We start from the raw sequence: 19,498 nt of genomic DNA, 5'->3' as shown, positions 1-19,498 counted from the left end.
GTCGCAGCAAGAAAAATCGCAGCGGGAAAAGAACGTGGCGCAGCGCCGCCCTTGCGGTGCTGCTGATTGCGGGGGCGCTCACAGCCGCCTCCCCGGGTGCCGCGCAGGCGCGCGCCGAGCGGACCGAGACGCCCGTGACCTCGACGTCCCCGGTCGCCGGGGTGACCGAGTCGGTGGTGCGGGTGAAGGTGCCGCTGCCCGCGTCCGCCGGGGCCCGTCCGGCGGCGTGCGACTGGCTGTCGTACCTGCGCTACCGCTCCTCCGCCGGACCGGCCGCCTCGGCCGACGCCGACCGGATCCTCGTGGCCCAGCCGGGCATCCTGGAAGGGGCCGGTGCCTTCGACAGCGTCGCCCGCAACACCGTCGCCCGGGCCGCCGAGCAGGGCAGCCATATCGAGTTCTGGGCGCTGGACCGCCGCTCCAACTGCCTGGAGGACCGCACCGGAATCGCCTCCGGCGACCAGCACACGGCCGTCGACTACTACTACCGGGGCAAGCAGGTCGAAGGCCGGACCTTCACCGGACACGTCACCAACGACCGCCTCGGCTGGATGGCGAAGCTCGGCATCGAGCAGACCGTCCGCGACCAGTACGACCTGCTCACCGCCGAGCTGCCCGACCAGGGGCTGCGCAAGAGCAAGGTGCTGTGCGGCGGCCACTCGCTGGGCGGCGTGATCACCGGCTACTTCGCGGCCGCCGACTTCGACGGCGACCGCACCACCACCTCGGACGCCGGCTACAACCAGTGCGCCGGCTACTTCGCCCTCGACACCACCGTCTCCACCTCACTGGCCGACCTCAGCGGCAGCATCCCGGACGACACCAACCTGCCCGACATCGGCCTCGGACACGGCGCGGTGCAGGCCGGGCTCGACAGCGGGGTGCTGCCCCGCTCCCTGTCCGCTCCGGTGCTGCTCAACCCCGAGACCATGACCGTGCTCGCCATCGCCGGCCTGGGTGCGCTCCGGGACCCCGGCGGCGAGGCCGACCTGCCCCGTTACCTGCCGTCGAACGTCAACATCGAGGCCACCAACCGCTTCCTCTTCTCCAAGGACACAGCCACCTTTCTCAAGGGCTCACCCACGGTGAAGGACTTCCGGCTCACCAACGCGGCGATGCTGGGGGCCCTGATGGACGACAACTCGGTGCCGCTCGCGTTCCTGCAGAGCAGCGTGGGCTTCTTCGACGGCGGGCCGGTCGTCGACAAGAACTTCCCCGTCGCCAACGGCAGCGACCAGCAGGCGGGCCTGTTCGGCACCGACTACAAGGCCATCCCCGACCAGCCGAACGGCCCGCTGTACACATGGCGTAATTACGACCGTGTCGGCGACCCCGACGACCCCGGATACCGGTCAGCCGACGGCACGCCGTTCACCTCGGCCGCCAAGGAGGTCACCGACATCCAGGAGCTCGCCCGCAGCATGGCCGAACAGCCGCTGGACTTCACCGAGCAGTACTTCCCGACCAAGCTGGTCACCGACATCCAGCTGGCGACCTCGCCGCAGGTGAAGCGGCTCGTCGTCCATCCCGAAGGGCTCACCGCCAACCCGACGCTCACGGTGCTCGCGGGCGACGGACTGCTGGCGGGCCGTGCACCGGCCGACCTGGACCCGGTGATCGCCGAGGGCTACCAGCACCTCGACGTGCTGACCGCGGCGCCCGTACAGAACAACGGACTGCCCGAGCCCGTCTCCACCAGCCTCGCCGGATTCGCCAAGAACCCCGCATAGCGGTCCTCGCACGGCTGTGGGCCCGGGAGGATTCCTCCCGGGCCCACTGGCACGTGTACGGCTCAGACCTTGCCGGCGGCGAACGTGGCCGCCTCTTCCGCGTTGTCGCGGTAGCTGAGGTGGGCCCCCGTGTCACCCCCTCCGGACTCGCAGACGGGGTCGCCCTCCGCGCAGATGTCGAGCGTGCGGCTCTGGTAGGTGCCGGTGACGCTCTTGCCGATGGCCCGGATCGGGTTGCCGAACAGCAGCACGGCGGAGACCTTCGGTTCGAGGGCGGCGGGGATCGAGGCGACGATGGGGCTGCCGACCACCGCACCCGCGCTGCTGATGCCGATCGAGTTGTCGACGACGTTCGCGCCCTGCGAATATCCCACCAGAATGAAGCGCTGGTTGGGACACGCGGCGGCTTGGCTTGTGACGTGGTTGACGAGATCCCTGTTTCCCTGTGCCGCCGAGGTCAGGGAAAGGTTCGCGGGATAGTTCACGCCGTAGCTGGACAGGGTTTTGCCGGTGATTTTCCTCTGGAGTTCGGAATACACCGGGTCTCCGACGATGAAGCCGAGCGTGCCCGGCTCGAAGGTGCCGCGGGCCGATACGACCTCGACGTCGGTACAGGCAGCGGCTGTTGCGGCTGCCGCGGTGGGGGCCGAGACGGTCGCCAGTCCGGCCCCGCCGGCCAATGAGAGCGCGGCGAGGCACAAGCGGATACGCATGGGGAAACCTCCGCGTGCGGGGCGCGTGATGCGCCTGCGAAATGGAACGGCCCCGAACGTATTCGCTTTTCCAGCGGAGTGTTATGCAGAGGATTATGGAATTGTCGCGGCTTTTTGAGCTCTCGTGAGCAGCGTTCCGGGAATTTCATTGGCTGTCCGGCGCCTGCTCGCGTAATGCCTCGGCGCGCAATGCCAGCACGAGATCCAGACGGGTGTCCGGCTCGTGCAGGGCCTCGCCGAAGAGCTTCTCCAGCTGCCGGAGCCGGTAGCGGACCGTCTGCGGGTGGATGTGGAGCCGGGCGGCGACGTCGGGGACGTTGCTGCCGCTGAGCAGCCAGGCCAGCAGGGTCTCGGCGAGGCGGGGACGCTGCCCCGGGGAGACGGCGTCCAGCGGGGCCAGGACCCGTGCCTGCAACCGGGCGAGCAGCGGTTCGTCGCAGTGCAGCAGCAGCGTCGACAGATGGTCGGCGCAGTGCACCACGCCCTGCCGGGGCAGGATCCCGCGGCCCATCAGGCCCAGGGCCCGGGTGGCCCAGCGCAGGGACTGCGCCGCCTCGGTGACGCCGACCGTCGGGCCGATCGCGGCCGGCCGTCCGCGCAGCGCGAGGGCGAACGCCCGGCCGCCGAAACGGCCGGACACGTCCGGGTCGGGCACCAGCATGCGCGGCGGCCGCGACGCCATGTCCACCAGCGCGCCGGCGGCGGCCAGCGGCCGCTCCTCCTCGCGCTGCTCAGGCCCGGCCGCCAGCGCCACGACGGCGACCTGCCGCGGCACCGGCCACCGCGCACCGTGCGCGAGATCCTGCACGGCCTCCAAGGCGACCGGCCCCTCGCCCAGCAGCAGGTCGAGCAGGCGCTTGCGACGCCGTTCCACCTCGTCCGTGCTGTGCGACCGGGCCTCCGCGTAGCCGGCCGCGGCCGCCTCCGCGACCTCGTGCACGGTCCGGAACGCGAGTTCGCCCAGTGCCGTCACGACCGCCGAGTCCAGCCCGAGCTGTTCCGCGGTACGGCCCATCAGCCGCCAGGCGTGCAGCCCTCCGACGCGCAGCGCCGACTGCAGCGCGTCCAGGCTGCGGCCCTCCAGGGCCTCGCCGCGCCCGAGTTCGTAGTACGTCGCGGCGATCGCGTCGCCCTGGCCGCGCGGGTCGGCGATGTGGTCGACGAACAGCGTCAGCGCCTGCACCACCCCGGCTCTGAGGTTGCGCCGGTCGTCACCGTCGGCCAGGCGGAGGTACTCGGGAACCTGTCTGCGCACCTCCTCCTCCACCTCGTCGGCGACGGATTCGAGCTGCGCGCGCAGTAACTTGGCCAGGTCGGGCGGCACCGGCGGGGCTCCGGGGCCGGCCGGCACGCCGTGCGGGACGGGGACAGCCATCGCGGACACTCCTTTCACCCGGAAGCGGCTCACCCGCGGGTTGTTTCCCGTGAGGTGAGTGGGACGTCCCGTGTTGGACGGACGGTCCCTGCGCTCCGTTCCGTGCCCCGCCGGCTCCGACATCACTCGGGCAGGCCCAGCGCACGGGCGAGCATCGGCCACGACGCCGCGAACTCCCCCTTCCAGTAGGCCCAGCTGTGCCCCCCGCCCGCGTAGAAGTGCGTGGTGACCGGGACGCCGAGGCGCGCGAGCGTGTCCGTGAAGCTGTGAGCGGAGGGCCACAGGGCGCTCTCCAGCGCCTCGGGCAGCGGATCACCGCTCCCGCCGACCAGCCCGCTGCCGTTGGACACGTACAGGGCGGTACCGCGCAGCCCTTGCGCGCGGGCGCGCGGGTTGAAGTCGCGCCAGGTGAGCAGGTTCAGGATCGGGCTGCCCCACAGGGAGTGCCGCAACAGGTTCTCACGGGCCACGATGGCGTCCATGATGGCCGGCACGCCGGGCGCGGTGGTGTCGAGGATGCCGCTGTAGGAGGCGGCGGCGGTGAAGGCGCCCGGGTGCCGGGCCGCGTGCGCCATGGCCCCGTACCCGCCGGTGGACACCCCGGCGACGGCCCGCACGCCGGAGGCGCGGTAGTCGCGGCGCAGCAGCGCGGGCACCTCCTCGACCTGGAATCTCTCGTAGTCGGGCCCGTCGCGCCAGGCGGTGGGAATGCCGGTGGGACCCGCGTCCGGCATCGCCACGATCAGGTCCCGGCCCTCGGTGAAGGCCTCGATGCCGGTCTCCCGGGTCCAGGACGTGTAGTCGTCGTGGGCACCGTGCAGCAGGTACAGCACGGGGTACGTCCGGTCCGGCCGCGTGTCGAATCCCGACGGCAGGATCAGCCGCACCGCCGCGTTGCGGCCCAGGGCGGCGGAGTTCACGGACAGGTCCAGGGTGCGCGGCCCGAGCCGGGTCGCGGCCCGGGCCCGGCCGGTGGCGGCCCCGGTTCCGAACAGGACGGCCAGACCGGCGACGGCGGCCGCCTTGGCGACGGTACGCCGGGGCACTTCGGTGGGGCGGTGGGGCATGGCGGCTCCTCGGCTCTCGGTTCAGTGGTTCTGCTGGGCTCCTCCGCCGGCGTGCGCCCGCTCGCCGAGCAGCCGCCGCAGATGTACGGCGATCTCGTCGACGTGCGGCGGATCGAGCAGCGACAGATGGTGCCCGCGCACGGGGACGACCTCCAGGCGCGGACACACCTCGTCCCAGCCCAGCGCCTCGTCGTCCCGGTCGTACGCCGGGTCGCGCACGGTGTGCGGCGCGGGTTCGGTGGCCCGGTAGAGCACCACCCGGCCGTCGTAGGTGCCCGGCCGGTGCGCCTCGCCGACCCGCAGGTCCAGGTAGGAGGCCCGCTGGTGCTCCAGTGCCGCCGCGGGCACGTCGACGGCCTCGCGCAGCGCCCGCAGCACGGCGTCGATACGGTCGCCGTCGTCGGCCGTCGCCACGAGTTCGTCGTAGGGCAACTCCAGCCGGGCACCGTAGGTCTCGTCGACGTGCCGGGCGAAGCCCTTGAGGTGGGCGCGGATCCGGTCGGCCGGTGTGCGCCCCGGCTGGGGGAGGGGCCGTACGGAGTCGATGAGCACCACCAGGTCCACGTCCCGCCCGGCGGCGGTCAGGTGCCGGGCGGTCTCCTGCGCGACGAACCCGCCGAAGGACCAACCACCCAGCAGACACGGCCCGTCGGGGCGAGTGGTGGCGATGACCTCCGCATACCGGCGGGCCTTCTCCGCCACCGTCCGCGCTGCTTCCACCCGCTCCAGCCCGTAGACCGGCCGGTCGTCCCCGAGCCGTTCGGCCAGTGCCCGGTAGACGTCGGTCGGCCCGCCGGCGGCGTGCACGAGGAAGAGCGGGGGCCCGGAACCGGCGTCCCGCAGCACCCTCACGGGCGAGCCCTCGCCCACCTTCCGCCGGATACGCCCGGCCGCTTCCTCGACGGTGGCGGTGCCGAGCAGGTCGCGCAGCGGCAGCTCGATCCCGAACTCGCGCTCCACGGCCGTACGGATGCGGACGGCCATCAGCGAGTCCAGCCCGAGGTCGGCCCACGCGGCGTCCGCTGTGATCCGGGCCACGGGGTGCCCGGTGACGGCGGCGACGTGGTGGCTGAGCCGGGCGACGACGGAGGTGGGTTCGGCCGGAACGGAGGCGGACGCGGTCCGAGGGGGCGTGACGGGTGCGTCCGCAGACGCCTTCCCGCGGTCCCGAGCCCCGTCCGTCCACCAGTGCCGCTCGTGCCGCCAGCGCGGTGCGGGCAGGTCGATGACCCGGCCGGGCGGCAGGGGCAGGGCGAGCCCCGCGGCGTACAGGGCCCCGAGCTGCCGCACGAACCCGGCCGAGCCGTCCGCGTCGCGGCGCAGGGTGCCGACGGCGAGGGCCTCGGGCACGGTGTCGGCCACGGCCCGCGTCAGGACCGGGTGCGGCGAGATCTCCACGAAGGCGGTGTGGCCGTCGGCGGCGGCCGCCGCGAGCGCCCGGTCCAGACGCACGGGCCGCCGCAGGTTGGCCGCCCAGTGCGCCGCGTCGAACTCGCAGTCCCCGCGCGGGTCGTCCAGGACGGTGGAGTACACGGGCACGCGCGGCCGCCGCCCCTGAATCCCGGCCAACGCCTCGGTCAGCTCCGGCAGCAGCGCGTCCACCTGCGGCGAATGCCCGGCGCCCACCACCCGCATGGCCCGCGCCGCCCGGCCTTCCCGCTCCAGCCGGCGTACGAGTCGAGACACCTCCGGCTCGTCCCCGGTGACGACCTTCTGACGCGGCGAGGAGTGCACGGCGACCTGGACTCCGGGCAACTCCCGCAGGAGGGCGTCCAGTTCGTCGTCGTCCAGGTCCACGACCGCCATGGCGCCCCCACTCAGCCGGCTCAGCAGCCGGGCCCGTACGGCGATCACGCGGGCCGCGTCCGACACGTCCAGGGCGCCCGCGCAGACGGCGGCGGCCACTTCGCCCATGGAGTGGCCGATCACGGCGGCGGGTTCGACACCGTAGGAGCGCCACAGCTCGGCGAGCGCCACCTGGAGCCCGAACAGGACGGGCTGCGCGACCTCCAGGCGGTCGAGGCCGTCGCCGGACGCCAGCCGGTCGTACAGGGACAGACCGCACTCCGCGGCCAGCTGGGGATCGAGCTTCTCCACGGCGGCCGCGAACGCGGGCTCCTCATCCAGCAGCCGCCGGCCCATGCCGGCCCACTGGCTGCCGTACCCGGAGAAGACCCACACCGGCCCAGGTCCGACGAGACCGCGCTCGCCCGTGACGACCCGCGCATCGGGACGCCGATCCGCCAACGCGCCCAGCGCATCGGCGAGTTCGTCCCGGTCGCGGGCGGTGACGGCGGCCTGTACGGGCCCGCGACCGGTGCGCCCGGCGAGCGTGCGCGCCACGTCGGCGAGGCGCGCGGTGCTGCCCTCACCCGTGCGGAGCCAGTCGGCGAGCCGGGCCGCGGTGTCGCGGACGCGTTCGGTGTCGACGTCGGAGAGCGGGTACAGGCGGGCGGCGGGTTCCGCCCCCGCGTCGGCCACCAGGTTTCCCGGCCGCCATTCCTCCAGCACGGCATGGGCGTTGGTGCCGCTGAACCCGAAGCCGGAGACCCCGGCGGTGGCCGTGCCGCCGTAGCGGGGCCACGGTTCGGGCTCGGTCACCACCCGCAGGCGGGCGTCGCCCAGGGCGCCGCCGTCCGCGCAGTGCGGGGAGGACGGGATGCGGTCGTGGTGGAGGGCGAGGACCGTCTTGACCAGGCCGGCGATGCCCGCGGCGGACTCCAGGTGGCCGAGGTTGCCCTTGACGGAGCCCAGCAGCAGCGGCTGGTCGGGGTCGCGGCCGGCGCCGAGGACGGCATCGAGGGCGCCCGCCTCGATCGGGTCGCCGAGCGGAGTGCCGGTCCCGTGCGCCTCGACGTAGTCGACACCCGCCGGATCGAGCCCGGCCCGGGCGTACGCGCTCCTGAGCACGGCCTGCTGGGCGGCGGGGTTGGGCGCCATCAGGCCGCCGGACCGGCCGTCGGAGTTGACGGCGGTGGCACGGATGACCGCCAGCACCCGGTCGCCGTCCCGCTCGGCGTCGGACAGCCGCTTCAACAGCACGGCCGCGCACCCCTCACCCCGGCCGATCCCGTCGGCCGCCGCCGAGAACGGCTTGCACCGCCCGTCCGGCGCCAGCGCCCCCGCCCGCCCGAAGGCGACACCGACGGTGGGGGAGAGCAGCAGGTTGACCCCGGCGGCGATCGCCGTGTCGCTCTCGCCGGTCCGCAGGCTGACACAGGCCTGGTGCACGGCGACCAGCGAGGACGAACAGGCCGTGTCCACGGCCACGCTCGGCCCATGGGTGTCCAGGACGTACGCCAGCCGCCCGGCGGCGACGCTCAGCGCCGCACCGGCCGGCGCCCACGGATCGACGGCGTCCGGGTCGGCCCCGGTGAGCTGCCCGTACTCCGGCGCGGAGATGCCGACGAAGACACCGGTGGCGGTACCCGCCAGGGACGCGGCCGGGACGGCGGCATGGTCGAGCGCCTCGTGGACGACCTCCAGCAGGATCCGCTGCTGCGGGTCCATCACCGCCGCCTCGCGCGGGGTGACATGGAAGAAGTCCGCGTCGAACCCGGCGACATCGTCGAGATAGCCCCCGTACGAGGGCGCGTCGGCGGGCGGAAACGCCGTGAAGTCGCGCCACCGGTCCTCGGGCACCCGGCGGATGGCATCGACGTCCTCGCACAGCAGCCGCCAGTAGTCGGCCGGCCCGTGCACCCCGCCGGGCAGCCGGCAGCCGACCCCGATGACGGCGACCGGCTCACCGGGCGCCGTGGCGACAGGCACCGGGAGGGAGACGACCTCCTCCGGGCCGCCGCACAGGCGGGCCACCAGTGCCTCACCGGTCGGCGTCTCCCACAGCAGCGTGGAGGGCAGTTCGCGACCGAGCAGGTGCGAGAGTTCCCCGGCCAGGACGACCGCGTCCCGCGAGGACACGCCGAGATCCGCGAGCGGCCGGTCCATCGGGACGTTCTCGGCAGCCATGTCGTTCCAGGCGGCCGCCCGCTCGGCGATCAGCCGACGCAGCGCCGCCGCGTCGACGCCCGTCATCCCACGCCTCCGGACACCCCGACGGCCCGCCCGTAGGCGCCCTCCAGATAGCGCGCCCGGGTGAGCGCCCGCGACACCTTGCCGCTCGATGTGCGCGGCACGGTCCCCGGAGCCACCAGCACCACGTCCGCCGGCCGCAGCCCGTGCCGTGAGGACACCGCCGCGCGCACCGCACGTACCAACTCGGGTACGTCGATGGCGTCGAGGCGCGTACTGCGCGCGTGCTCGGCCACGACCACCACCCGCTCACCTCCCGAACCGGGCACCGAGAACGCGGCGAGCCGGTCGCGGCGCACCGCTGGGTGCGCCTCCTGGGCGGTGGCCTCGACGTCCTGCGGGTAGTGGTTGCGCCCGTCGACGACGATGAGGTCCTTGAGCCGCCCGGTGACCACCAACTGCCCGTCCAGCACGGTCCCCAGATCGCCGGTCCGCAACCAGCGGCCACCGGCCTCCGGATCCGCCACCTCACCGCCGAAGACGTCCCGGCTCTCCGCGTCCCGATTCCGGTAACCCCGCCCGACGTTGGGCCCCTGCACCCGGATCTCACCCACCTCGCCCTCGGACAGGACGACACCCGTCGCGGGGTCGGTGATCCGCACCCGCTGCCCGGCCGGCGTACCGCAGCCGGCCAGCAGCACGGCCCTGGGATCGTCCGGACGGGCGGGCAGGGCCTTGCCGGCGGCGAGGGCGTCCCGGTCGAGAGCGAACCGGCGCAAGGGCTCACCGGGCCGGGCGGCACTGACGAACACCGTCGCCTCGGCCAGCCCGTACGAGGGACAGTGACAGTCCGGCGGCAGCCCACGCTCCGCGAAGGCGGCGTGGAAACGGTCGACGGTACCGGGGCGTACCGGCTCGCTGCCGTTGATCAGCGCGGCGACAGCGTCCAGCCGCAGATCCGCCTTCTGCTCGGCCGTGACGGCGGAGGCGCAGTAGTCGTAGGCGAAGTTGGGCGCGGCGGTGAGCGCCCGCGGATGCGCGGCCAGCAGCCGCAGCCAGCGCACCGGCTGGTGCAGGAACGCCGTCGGATCCATGAGCACCGACAGCAGCCCCCGCACGACGGGAGCGGCCACACTCAGCACCAGCCCCATGTCGTGGTACAGCGGCAGCCAGCCGACGCAGGTCACCGGATGCGCGTCGGCCCCGTAGGCGGTCAGCGCCTGCCGCGCGTTGGCGACGACATTGCCGTGCGTGATCTCCACGCCCGCCGGCGCCCGCGTCGACCCGGAGGTGTACTGCAGATAGGCGACCTCCCCCTCGTCCACGGCGACCGGCTGCCAGTGCTGGGCGGCGGCGTCGGCGACCTGGTCGGCGGTGACGACGCGCACGGAGTCACCCGCGCAGAACTCCCGTACGGACTCCAGCTCGCGACCGGTGGTCACCACGACCGCGCAGGACGCGTCGGCCAGAACCCCCGCGAGCCGGTCGGCATGTCCCGGCAGACCGGGCGGATACAGGGGTACGGCCACCATCCCGGCCGTCAGCGCCGCCAGGAACCCGGTGACGTACTCGACGCCCTGCGGGCACAGCAGCGCGACCCGGGCACCCGGTTCGGCCTCCTCGGCGAGCCGGGCGGCGAGCGCCCGTACCCGCAGGTCCAGGCGCCGCCAGGTCAGCGTGCGGTGTACGCCGCGCGAGTGCGGGGCGGGGTGATCGACGAAAGTGAACGCCCGGCGGTCGGGGGCGACTTCGGCCCAGTGCCGCACGTATTCCGGCAGGGTCCGGCATGCGGGCGTGAGCGGGGGGCGGCTGTCCTTCAAGGGGGTGGCTCCTCACGTCGCGGAAACGTCTTGCGGGGCGGAGGCGTTGCACGGTCGAACGGAACGGGGGCTCAGAGCGGGATGTTGCCGTGCCTCCGCTGCGGCATCGGCGCCCGCTTGCCCCGCAGCGCGCGCAGGGCGCGGCAGACGTGGGCGCGCGTCTCGCGCGGGGCGATGACGGCGTCGACGTATCCGCGTTCGGCGGCGAGATAAGGGGTGCCGTACGTGCTCTCGTACGTGGCCACGAGACGGGCGCGCAGCGCTTCGGGATCGTCGGCGGCGGCGAGTTCACGCCGGTGCAGGACGCCGACCGCGCCCTCGGCGCCCATGACGGCGATCCGGGCGGTGGGCCAGGCGAGGTTGACGTCGGCACCCAGATGCTTGGAACCCATCACCGCGTAGCCGCCCCCGTACGCCTTGCGCACGACCACGGTCACCTTGGGAACGGTCGCCTCGGCGTAGGCGTACAACAGTTTGGCGCCCCGCCGGATGATCCCGCCCCGCTCCTGCCGCACGCCGGACAGATAGCCCGGCACGTCGGCGAAGGTGAGCAGCGGGATGCCGAAGGCGTCGCAGAACCGCACGAACCGCGCGGCCTTCTCGGAGGCGTCGATGTCGAGCACTCCGGCCGAATGCAGCGGCTGGTTGGCTACGACGCCGACCGAACGGCCCTCGACCCGGGCCAGGGCGCAGATGATGTTCGGCGCGAACAGCTCCTGCACGTCGAGGAGCTCACCGTCGTCGACGACCGCCCGCAGGATGTCACGCATGTCGTAGACCTGCGCGAGCCGGTCGGGGACGATCTCGTCGAGCCAGTCCGCGGCGGGGGCACATCCCGGGGCGTAGTCCGGCGGCCGTTCGAGATTGTTGGCGGGCAGATACGACAACAGTTCCCGTACGGTCTCCAGGGCGTCGCCCTCGTCGGCGGCGAGGAAGTGCGCGTTGCCGTTGACGGCGTTGCTGGCACGTGCGCCGCCCAGGTCCTCGGCGGTGGTGCGCTCGCCGGTCACGGCCTCGATGACGTCCGGCCCGGTGACGAACATGTGCGAGGCGCCGTCCACCATCACCGTGAAGTCGGTGATGGCCGGCGAGTACGCGGCCCCGCCCGCGCACGGCCCCAGCACGACCGAGATCTGCGGGATCACCCCGGACGCCTGCACGTTGCGGCGCACCAGCTCGGCGTAGAGGGCGAGGGAGGCGACGCCCTCCTGGATGCGGGCGCCGCCGGAGTCGTTGAGCCCGACGACCGGACAGCCGGTCTTGAGGGCGAGGTCCATCAGGGCGACGGTCTTCTCCCCGAAGGCCTCGCCCATGCTGCCGCCGAAGACGGTGGAGTCCTGGGCGAACACACACACCGGACGGCCGTCGACCGTGCCGTGCCCGGTGACGACCCCGTCACCGTACGGCCGGCGTCCCCCGCCCTCGGCGGACCGGGCCCGGACGAACTGCCCCGTCTCGGTGAAGGACCCCGGGTCCAGCAGCCGCTCGATCCGTTCCCGGGCCCCGAACTCCCCGCGTCTTCTCGGCCCCCCCGGCGCCAGCGCCGCCGCTCGGCGGCGTTCCAGTTCGGCGACACGGTCGACGGTGCGGTCGGGTAAGCACGGCGTCTCGGCCGTCTCGGCCGCCTCGGCCGCCTCGGGTGTTGTCGTCACCTCTGTCGTCACAGCCACCTCCGAAGTCGCCTTCGAATATGGCAGCGACCAGGAGGCGGCCCGGGCGGATCGGCGGTGCGTTTGCCTGAGGTGAGTGCGGGGGGACGCCGGTTAGTCCCGCTGTGACAACCGGCCCGTGTCCGGCGTCAGTACCAGCCCGTCTGGGCCAGGACATGGCCGTCGCAGGCGAGCAGGGCGCGCGAGACACGGCCGTTGAGGTTGTTGCCGATCTTCGTGTAGGCGTAGGTGATGCCCGAGTCGACGGTCTCCGAGACCCACCCGTCGGCCCGTCCGGCACCGGAGTTGGACCGTTCGAGAACGGCTGCGCAGTTGGCCCGGGAGTTCTCGATCCGCGCGAAGGACCCGCACGTGCTCGAGTAGAAGTACTTCAGCGCCATCCCCTCGGCGTACCGGGTGGCGCCGACCTGCCCGAAGGTGCCCGAGCAACTGGAGATGGTGGGGTACTGACCCTCCATCCCGTAGGCCCCGTAGTTCCCGCCCTGGAAGGGCGCGGCCTGGGCGGAGACCGGGGTGAGCGCCAGCACCGCGGCGGCGCCTCCGGTGGCCAGCAGAGTGGTGAACGATCGACGGCTCATGAGCCCTCTTCCCTGTGTCGGCGATGTCCTGACGTGCGGTCGCCGACCGGCTTCCCCCGTCCGCGACTCGTCTCGGACCCTAGGAGGCGGGAACGCCGCGAGGTACCTGACACATGTCAGGGTGGCGAGGCGCCGTGCCGGCGGTCAGGCCAGGTGGGCGAAGACGACCAGGTTCTCCGTGTAGTCCTTGACCTTGCGGTCGTAGTCACCCGCACAGGTGATGAGCCGGACCTGGGCCTGCGGGGTGTCGGCGTACACCCGCCGGTCGGGGAAGTTCTCCTTGTGGAAGGTCTCCACGCTGTCGACCACGAAGGTCGCCGTACGCCGGTCCGCCCGCGTGACCCGGAAGGTGTCCCCCTCGTCCAGTTCACGGAGGTCGGCGAAGACTGCGGGAGACGTCGCCGTGTCGACGTGCCCGGCGATGATCGCCGTACCCGACTCGCCGGGAGAGGCCCCCCTGGCGTGCCAGCCGACCAGGTTGACGTCGTCGGCGGGCGGCGGTTCGAGTTGCCCGTTGGGGCCGATGGCGAGGGTGGTGAAGGGGGCGTCGACGGAGATCTCGGGGATGATCAGGCGCAGCGGTCTCGCCCGCGGCAGCCGCTTTCCCGCCGGCTCTTCGGCCGGCTCTTCGGTCGGCTGGGCCGACGCTCCCGGCTGCGCGGCACGCGGCTGCGCGACACGGGGCGGGGGAGCTGAGTCGTCCGGAGTGTCACGGTCGCCGATCAGGGTCAGGGCCAGGGCCAGAAGGGCCACGGCGCACAGCACCAGCCAGCTCGACCGGGACTTCTGCCCGGCCGGTGCCGGGTCGGCGTCGGGTGCCGGGTCGGTGTTGTCGGGGGAGGAAGAAGGAGCTGCCATCGGACACCACCTCACTCGGGCACGGCAGCGCGGGGGATGAGGGACAGGGAACGCCGGCCGGGCCGCCACCCGGCGCACGAGTGGCGGCCACGGCCGCTATCGCGTCCGGCATGGATCAGGCCAGGTTTCCGGCCGACCTGTTGCGGCGTGCCGCGTACAGACCGGTGCCGGCGACCGCCAGGACGGCCAGCCCGCCGGCGGTCACACCCGGCGAGGCAAGCGCGCCGCCTCCGGTGTGCATCCCGCCACGGGGCTTGTCGTGGTCGCCCTTGCTGTAGTCGCCCTTGCCGTGGTCCCCCTTGCCGTGGTCCCCCTTCGAGTAACCGCCGTCGGACGAGTCCTTGTAGGTCTCCGGGTCGTGCTTGGGGTCCTTGGCGGTGCCCCACTCCTCGTCGTCCGCGACGGTCAGCGCGCCGCCTCCGGTGTGCATGCCGCCGTGCGGCTTGCCGTCCTTGCCGTCCTTGCCGTCCTTGCCGTCCTTGCCGTGCTCCTTGCTGTAGGACGAGCTCTCGTGGCTGTCCGAGGACTTCTGGCTCCAGTCACCGTCGGCCGCTTGGGCGCCGGGTGCGGCGATCCCGACGACGGCCGCGGCCGCCGCCGCGGCCAGGAGCATGCGTGTAGAGCGCATCTGCATTCCTTCCGCCTCGGCCGGGGCAGCTGCCACTTCGTCAGCTGACGTAACCCGGCCTCGACGTGATCCACCGTCAGCCAGCCTCCGGGGTCCCGCCACTCCAGAGGCTCACTCGGGCGAACGGGGCCGGCACACGGGTCGGCGTCGGCCTCACCTCAGGACCGCCTCCCAGGTGTCGACGGCGTAGTGGACGCTCATCCCGTTGCGCGCGTACAACTCGGGCGCCCCGGTGGCGTTGGCGGTGTCCACGCCGAGCCCCACCGCGTCCCGTCCCCGCGCGGCGAACGCGGCGAACGCGTGCCGCAGCAGGAACCCGCCCAGCCCCCGCCCCCGGGCCTCGCGCAACACGCCGATGCTGCGGATCCACCCCATGGCCTCGCGGTCGTCACGGGCGATCAGGAACCCCACGTCCCCGAGGTCTTCGGCGCTGACGATCCACACCAGGGACCAGTCGAGCCGGTCGGCGTCGATGTCGTGCAGCCACTGGCCGTACGCGCGCGGCTGGAAGTCGAAGTGCTCGGCGAACCCGGCCTGATAGAGCTGGTGGGTGCGCACCCGGTCGGCCTCGGCCTCGCAGGAGCGCACCCGCACCCCGGCGGGCGGTGTGGGCGGCAGGTCCTCGGCAGGCCGCAGGGCCCGCCGCAATACGTGATACCGCCGTACGACCGTCCATCCCCGTGCGCGGAGCAGTCCCGTGTCCAGCGTGGGCGCCACGTTGAGATGCAGATGCACCACGGCCCGCTCGGCACCGTTCGCACGCGCCTTGTCCAGCGCCCTGGCCTCCATCGCGTCCAGAATCCGCTCCCCGGCCGGCTGGTGATCGGGCAGCACATAGTGGTCGGCGTCGATGCGTTCGCTCTTCGACTCGTCCCACAGCAGCCCGTACGCGACCAGCCGTTCCCCCTCGAAGGCCAGCCAGGAGTCCCGCTCGAGGTCGGTTTCCGGATGCTTGAGATCCGCCTCGACCGTGTGCAGATCGGTCTCGCCCTGGCCGATCTCGATCAGGTCGACCGCGTTGAGCAGGTCGGTGATGACCGGGGCGTCGGCGAGCGAGGCGGGGCGCAGCAGAGAGGACATGGGGTCAGGGTCCGGGGGCGGAGTGGCCGCCGCAACGGGTTTTCGCCCGGCGACGCGTCGCTGCGACCGGGTGGCCGGATCCTTGGCCGGGCGTACGGCCCGGTCGGTGGCGGCGTGGACCTTCGAACGGCGTCGTCGGGAAGTCCGGGCAGGCGCGAACTCCATGGTCCGGCGCGCGGACCGCAGGCCCGCGCGCCGGCGTGCGACGGTCAGGCGAGGTGGTGGACGTGCTGGTCGGACAGCTCGTAGCGGGCGCCGACGACGGCCAGTTGACCGGCGCTCACCTTCGCGGCGAGATCCGGCTCGGCGGCGAGCCGCGCGTGGACGGCCCGGATGTTGGCGTCGATGGTCGAGTCGACGCGGGCGTCGCCTTCCCTGGTGCGGTCGATGTTCGGTGCTATCTGGTCGGCCAGATACTGGATGTGGGCGGGCAGCTCCTCGCCGGAGATGTCCGCCTCGACGGCGGCGCGCACGGCACCGCACGACTGGTGGCCGAGCACCAGCACCAGCGGGATCTCGAGTTCGAGGACGCCGTACGCGATGCTGCCCAGCACGGCCTCGTCCAGGACTTCCCCGGCGGTGCGCACGGTGAGCAGGTCACCGAGGCCCTGGTCGAAGACGAGCTCCGGCGGTACCCGGGAGTCGACGCACCCGAGGACGACGGCGAACGGGTGCTGGCCCGACGTCAGAGTCTGCCGGACGGTGGGTGTTTCGTCCGGGTGCTTCTCCCGGTAGGTGCGCCAGCGCTCGTTGCCCGCGGTCAGCTCCCGAAGGGCCTCTTGGGGGGTGCTGGGCCTGCGGCTCGTGCCACGGCTCGCGCCGGAGGCGGGGACCGCGCCCAGGGTGACGCCGGTGCCGAGGACCGCGGCACCGGTCAGACCGGCGCGCAGGAAGCCACGGCGGGCGGGACGGGCCGCGCCGAAGCGGGTGCGGGTGGAGGCGGCCGGCTGGAGACCCGAGGGTCTGAGGGGGGTGTCTTCAGAGTTCACGGACATGAACGTATGTCCGAGTCCGGGGTTGATCCTTCGCGTTACCGAACCATGGCCGTATACGGGAAAGTCATCAGCGGATCTTGGCCTCCTCTTGGGATTGGCCAGCGCTTTCCTTGACCTTGACGGTACGTCCGTGTGCCACGCGTGAACTCGGGCAGCAGCTGTGACGTGCGCCGGACGATCGGCGCGACACAGGCGATGTCGGGAGAAAGGCGGCAGCGTGGTCAAGGCAGGGCCCGAGGGGCAGTCCAATCCGCCGAGCAGGGGAAACATCCCGAAATCCGTCACGAACATGCCACGGCAGGTCAGGGAGGAACTGACCCGAAGGCTCCGCCGGAACAGGCGTGCCTTCCGTGAGGAGGACGTCCAGGTCGTCGAACGCCCGCTGCTGAGGCGCGCGGTCGGTGCCTCGGCGCTCGGCAACTGCATGGAGTGGTTCGACTTCGGCGTCTACAGCTACCTCGCCGCCACCCTCGGGAAGGTGTTCTTCCCGGGCGCCTCGCCGGGCGCCCAGCTGATCTCGTCCTTCGCGACCTTCGCCGCGGCGTTCGTCGTCCGGCCGCTCGGCGGCCTGGTCTTCGGCCCGCTGGGCGACCGTATCGGCAGGCAGAAGGTGCTCGCCACCACCATGATCATGATGGCGGCCGGCACCTTCGCCATCGGCCTGATCCCCGGGTACGGCACCATCGGCATCGCGGCCCCGGCCCTCCTGCTGCTCGCCCGTATGGTCCAGGGCTTCTCCACGGGCGGTGAGTACGGCGGCGCCACCACCTTCGTCGCCGAGTACTCCCCGGACCGCCGGCGCGGCTTCCTGTCCAGCTGGCTCGACTTCGGCACCTTCACCGGCTACGCCCTCGGCTCCGCCCTGGTCACCGTGCTGAACCTGCTGCTCACCGATGCCGAGATGCTCTCGTGGGGCTGGCGCGTGCCGTTCCTGATCGCCGGGCCGCTCGGCGTCATCGGCCTCTACATGCGGCTCAAGCTGGAGGAGTCCCCGGCGTTCCAGCAGCAGTTGGACGAACACGAGAAGAGCCTCGCCCAGGAGTCGGCGGGCAGCGAGCTGCGCGTCATCGTGAGGACCCACTGGCGGCCGCTGCTGGTCTGCATGGGCCTCGTGCTGCTCTACAACGTGACCAACTACATGGTCACCGGCTTCCTGCCCACCTACCTGACGGAGACGCTGGACCGCTCCAGCGGCTCCGCGGACGTCCTGGTGCTGATCGGCATGGTGTGGATCATGCTGCTGATCACCTTCATCGGCCGGCTCAGCGACCGCGTCGGCCGACGGCCCGTCTACGCCGTCGCCGCCGCCGCGATGATCGTCCTCGCCGTGCCGTCCTTCCTCCTCATCAAGGCGGACGGAACCTGGCCACCGATCCTCGGCGTACTGGTCCTCTCCACCCTGCTGGCCTGCTGGCCTGCTGGCCTGCTTCGCCGCTCCGAGCGCCGCCACCCTGCCCGCCCTGTTCCCGACCGCCGTCCGCTACGCGGCCATGGGCATCGGCTTCAACTTCGCCGTCGCCGCCTTCGGCGGCACCACCCCGCTGGTGACCGAGGCGCTGGTCGGCCTCACCGGCAACGCCATGATGCCCGCGTACTACCTGATGCTGGCCGGCGTCATCGGCCTGGTCACGGTGAGGTTCCTGCCGGAGAGCGCGCAGGTTCCGCTCAACGGCTCGCAGCCGATGGTCGGTTCGCGGGAGGAGCGGCGGGAACTGATCAGCACGTCCACGGACCTGTACCGGGTGGCACGAGAGCACAGCGGCGTCCGCTGACGAGGGGATGGGCGCAGGTGCCGGTCAGGGCGCGACGCGGTGGAGGCGCGCGTCGGCCCGGGCGGACGAGTACAGGAACTCGACCACCATCGCCCCGGCCCCGATGACACCGGCGTGTTCACCGAGCCGTGAGGTGACGACCTGGAGGTTGGCGGTCGTACGGGGAATCGCGCGCTGGTAGAGCAGTTCGCGGACGCCGGTCATGAACGGGGCGCCGGACAGGTCCCCGGCGAGCATCAGTACCCCCGGATTGAGGAGGGTGACCACGGTGACCAGGACCTCGCCCGCGCGGCGCCCGGCCTCCCGGGCCAGCCGGATGGCGTCGGGGTGGCCTTCCGCGAGCAGCCGCCGTACGTCGGAGCCCGACGCGGTGGCCACGCCCAGGTCGGACAGTTGTCTGGCCAGGGCCCGGCCGCTGGCCACGGCGGCCAGACAGCCGTGGGACCCGCACATGCACAACGCGTCGGGCCGGTCGTGCAGCCGGATGTGGCCGATGTCGCCGGAGCCGCCGTCGATACCGCGGTAGACCTTGTTGCCCACGACGACACCGGCGCCGATGCCGGTGGACACCTTCACCAGGACGAACGCCGAGCAGTCGCGGTGGCCTGCCTGGTGCTCGGCCAGCGCCATGAGGTTGGCGTCGTTGTCCACGAAGACGGGGACGGGGCCGCCCTGCGCACCGGCGCCCACATGATCGGCGTACGCCTTCTGCAGGCGTTCCCGGACGGGGTACCGGTCCCAGCCGGGCATGATCGGCGGCTCGACGACCCGTCCCGTCTCCCAGTCGACGGGGCCCGGCACGGACAGCCCGATGCCGCAGACGTGGGCGGCGTCGATGCCGGCCGCGGCGATCAGGTCGGGGAACCAGCGGGCGAGCCGGTCCAGCACCTCGTCCGGGCCGTCGGTGATGTGCAGCGGGCCGGTGTGCTCGGCGAGGATGGTGCCCGCGAGGTCGAGGACCGCGGCGCGCGCGTGCCGGGTTTCGAGGTCGACGGCGATGACCGAAGCGTGCGAGGGGTCGAAGACGATCCGGTGGGAGGGCCGGCCGCCCGTCGAGGCGCCGCTGGTGTGGCGCAGCCAGCCGGCCCGGTTCAGGAGGTCCAGGCGCTGCCCGATGGTCGACCGGGACAGGCCCGTGGCGCGTTGCAGGTCGGCGCGGGTGTTGGCGCGACCGTCGCGGATCAGCTGGAGCACGTCCCCCGCGCTGACCTGGCTCGGCGTCGTCATGAGGGTCCCCATC

At 72.7% G+C, this 19,498-nt stretch carries 13 protein-coding genes and 1 pseudogene; 2 read left to right on the top strand and 12 right to left on the bottom strand.

From position 1 onward, the window contains the following. Positions 1-56 precede the first annotated feature (56 nt). Positions 57-1,730, top strand: coding sequence for a hypothetical protein (locus AC5P09_RS26570; protein WP_493876326.1), 1,674 nt, complete (start codon positions 57-59; stop codon positions 1,728-1,730). A 62-nt stretch (positions 1,731-1,792) separates the two neighbouring features. Here the strand turns inward: AC5P09_RS26570 and AC5P09_RS26565 are convergent, their stop codons facing one another. The 11 genes from AC5P09_RS26565 to AC5P09_RS26515 form a co-directional block, all read right to left on the bottom strand. After that, positions 1,793-2,443 carry a cutinase family protein gene (locus AC5P09_RS26565; RefSeq protein WP_493876285.1) on the bottom strand — a complete coding sequence of 217 codons (651 nt, stop codon included), beginning with the start codon at positions 2,441-2,443 and terminating at the stop codon, positions 1,793-1,795. Between the two features lie 145 nt (positions 2,444-2,588). Further along, on the bottom strand, positions 2,589-3,818 hold the full coding sequence (locus AC5P09_RS26560) for a PucR family transcriptional regulator (RefSeq protein ID WP_493876284.1): 1,230 nt from the start codon (positions 3,816-3,818) through the stop codon (positions 2,589-2,591). Between the two features lie 122 nt (positions 3,819-3,940). Next, positions 3,941-4,885: an alpha/beta hydrolase gene (locus AC5P09_RS26555; RefSeq protein WP_493876283.1), complete on the bottom strand. Its 945-nt coding sequence runs from the start codon at positions 4,883-4,885 to the stop codon at positions 3,941-3,943. A gap of 21 nt (positions 4,886-4,906) precedes the next feature. Beyond that, positions 4,907-8,920: an acyltransferase domain-containing protein gene (locus tag AC5P09_RS26550; protein ID WP_493876282.1), complete on the bottom strand. Its 4,014-nt coding sequence runs from the start codon at positions 8,918-8,920 to the stop codon at positions 4,907-4,909. Then, positions 8,917-10,677, bottom strand: coding sequence for a fatty acyl-AMP ligase (locus AC5P09_RS26545; RefSeq protein WP_493876281.1), 1,761 nt, complete (start codon positions 10,675-10,677; stop codon positions 8,917-8,919). Before AC5P09_RS26545 ends, AC5P09_RS26550 begins: the two co-directional genes overlap by 4 nt. A 71-nt stretch (positions 10,678-10,748) precedes the next feature. Beyond that, the gene (locus tag AC5P09_RS26540; protein WP_493876325.1) at positions 10,749-12,242 is read right to left on the bottom strand and encodes an acyl-CoA carboxylase subunit beta; all 1,494 of its coding nucleotides are present in this window, start codon (positions 12,240-12,242) and stop codon (positions 10,749-10,751) included. Positions 12,243-12,475: 233 nt separating this feature from the next. Then, on the bottom strand, positions 12,476-12,925 hold the full coding sequence (locus tag AC5P09_RS26535; protein ID WP_493876280.1) for a hypothetical protein: 450 nt from the start codon (positions 12,923-12,925) through the stop codon (positions 12,476-12,478). 144 nt (positions 12,926-13,069) lie between these two features. After that, positions 13,070-13,783, bottom strand: coding sequence for a class F sortase (locus AC5P09_RS26530; RefSeq protein ID WP_493876279.1), 714 nt, complete (start codon positions 13,781-13,783; stop codon positions 13,070-13,072). Positions 13,784-13,898: 115 nt separating this feature from the next. Then, positions 13,899-14,411, bottom strand: a complete 513-nt coding sequence (locus AC5P09_RS26525) for a hypothetical protein (protein ID WP_493876278.1) — start codon at positions 14,409-14,411, stop codon at positions 13,899-13,901. A gap of 153 nt (positions 14,412-14,564) precedes the next feature. Next, positions 14,565-15,491 (bottom strand): GNAT family N-acetyltransferase, encoded by a 927-nt coding sequence (locus AC5P09_RS26520; protein ID WP_493876277.1) that lies wholly within the window; start codon positions 15,489-15,491, stop codon positions 14,565-14,567. A gap of 209 nt (positions 15,492-15,700) precedes the next feature. Further along, positions 15,701-16,480 carry a carbonic anhydrase gene (locus AC5P09_RS26515; protein ID WP_493876276.1) on the bottom strand — a complete coding sequence of 260 codons (780 nt, stop codon included), beginning with the start codon at positions 16,478-16,480 and terminating at the stop codon, positions 15,701-15,703. Positions 16,481-16,775: 295 nt separating this feature from the next. Here AC5P09_RS26515 and AC5P09_RS26510 point away from each other — a divergent pair. Continuing rightward, a pseudogene (locus tag AC5P09_RS26510) lies at positions 16,776-18,258 on the top strand (MFS transporter). Between the two features lie 24 nt (positions 18,259-18,282). Here the strand turns inward: AC5P09_RS26510 and AC5P09_RS26505 are convergent. Further along, positions 18,283-19,497 carry an ROK family transcriptional regulator gene (locus tag AC5P09_RS26505; RefSeq protein ID WP_493876275.1) on the bottom strand — a complete coding sequence of 405 codons (1,215 nt, stop codon included), beginning with the start codon at positions 19,495-19,497 and terminating at the stop codon, positions 18,283-18,285. Position 19,498: the final 1 nt, after the last annotated feature.

Source organism: Streptomyces sp. a15, from assembly GCF_059026085.1.
The sequence above is the reverse complement of the archived record's forward strand: the minus strand, read 5'-3'. Positions and strand labels throughout refer to the sequence as shown.

Bases quoted from the DNA above. Each gene is read 5' to 3' on its own strand.
- AC5P09_RS26505 (WP_493876275.1), bottom strand. From the start codon at position 19,497: ATGGGGACCCTCATGACGACGCCGAGCCAGGTCAGCGCGGGGGACGTG.
- AC5P09_RS26520 (WP_493876277.1), bottom strand. From the start codon at position 15,491: ATGTCCTCTCTGCTGCGCCCCGCCTCGCTCGCCGACGCCCCGGTCATC.
- AC5P09_RS26565 (WP_493876285.1), bottom strand. From the start codon at position 2,443: ATGCGTATCCGCTTGTGCCTCGCCGCGCTCTCATTGGCCGGCGGGGCC.
- AC5P09_RS26535 (WP_493876280.1), bottom strand. From the start codon at position 12,925: ATGAGCCGTCGATCGTTCACCACTCTGCTGGCCACCGGAGGCGCCGCC.
- AC5P09_RS26550 (WP_493876282.1), bottom strand. From the start codon at position 8,920: ATGACGGGCGTCGACGCGGCGGCGCTGCGTCGGCTGATCGCCGAGCGG.
- AC5P09_RS26525 (WP_493876278.1), bottom strand. From the start codon at position 14,411: ATGCGCTCTACACGCATGCTCCTGGCCGCGGCGGCGGCCGCGGCCGTC.
- AC5P09_RS26555 (WP_493876283.1), bottom strand. From the start codon at position 4,885: ATGCCCCACCGCCCCACCGAAGTGCCCCGGCGTACCGTCGCCAAGGCG.
- AC5P09_RS26530 (WP_493876279.1), bottom strand. From the start codon at position 13,783: ATGGCAGCTCCTTCTTCCTCCCCCGACAACACCGACCCGGCACCCGAC.
- AC5P09_RS26560 (WP_493876284.1), bottom strand. From the start codon at position 3,818: ATGGCTGTCCCCGTCCCGCACGGCGTGCCGGCCGGCCCCGGAGCCCCG.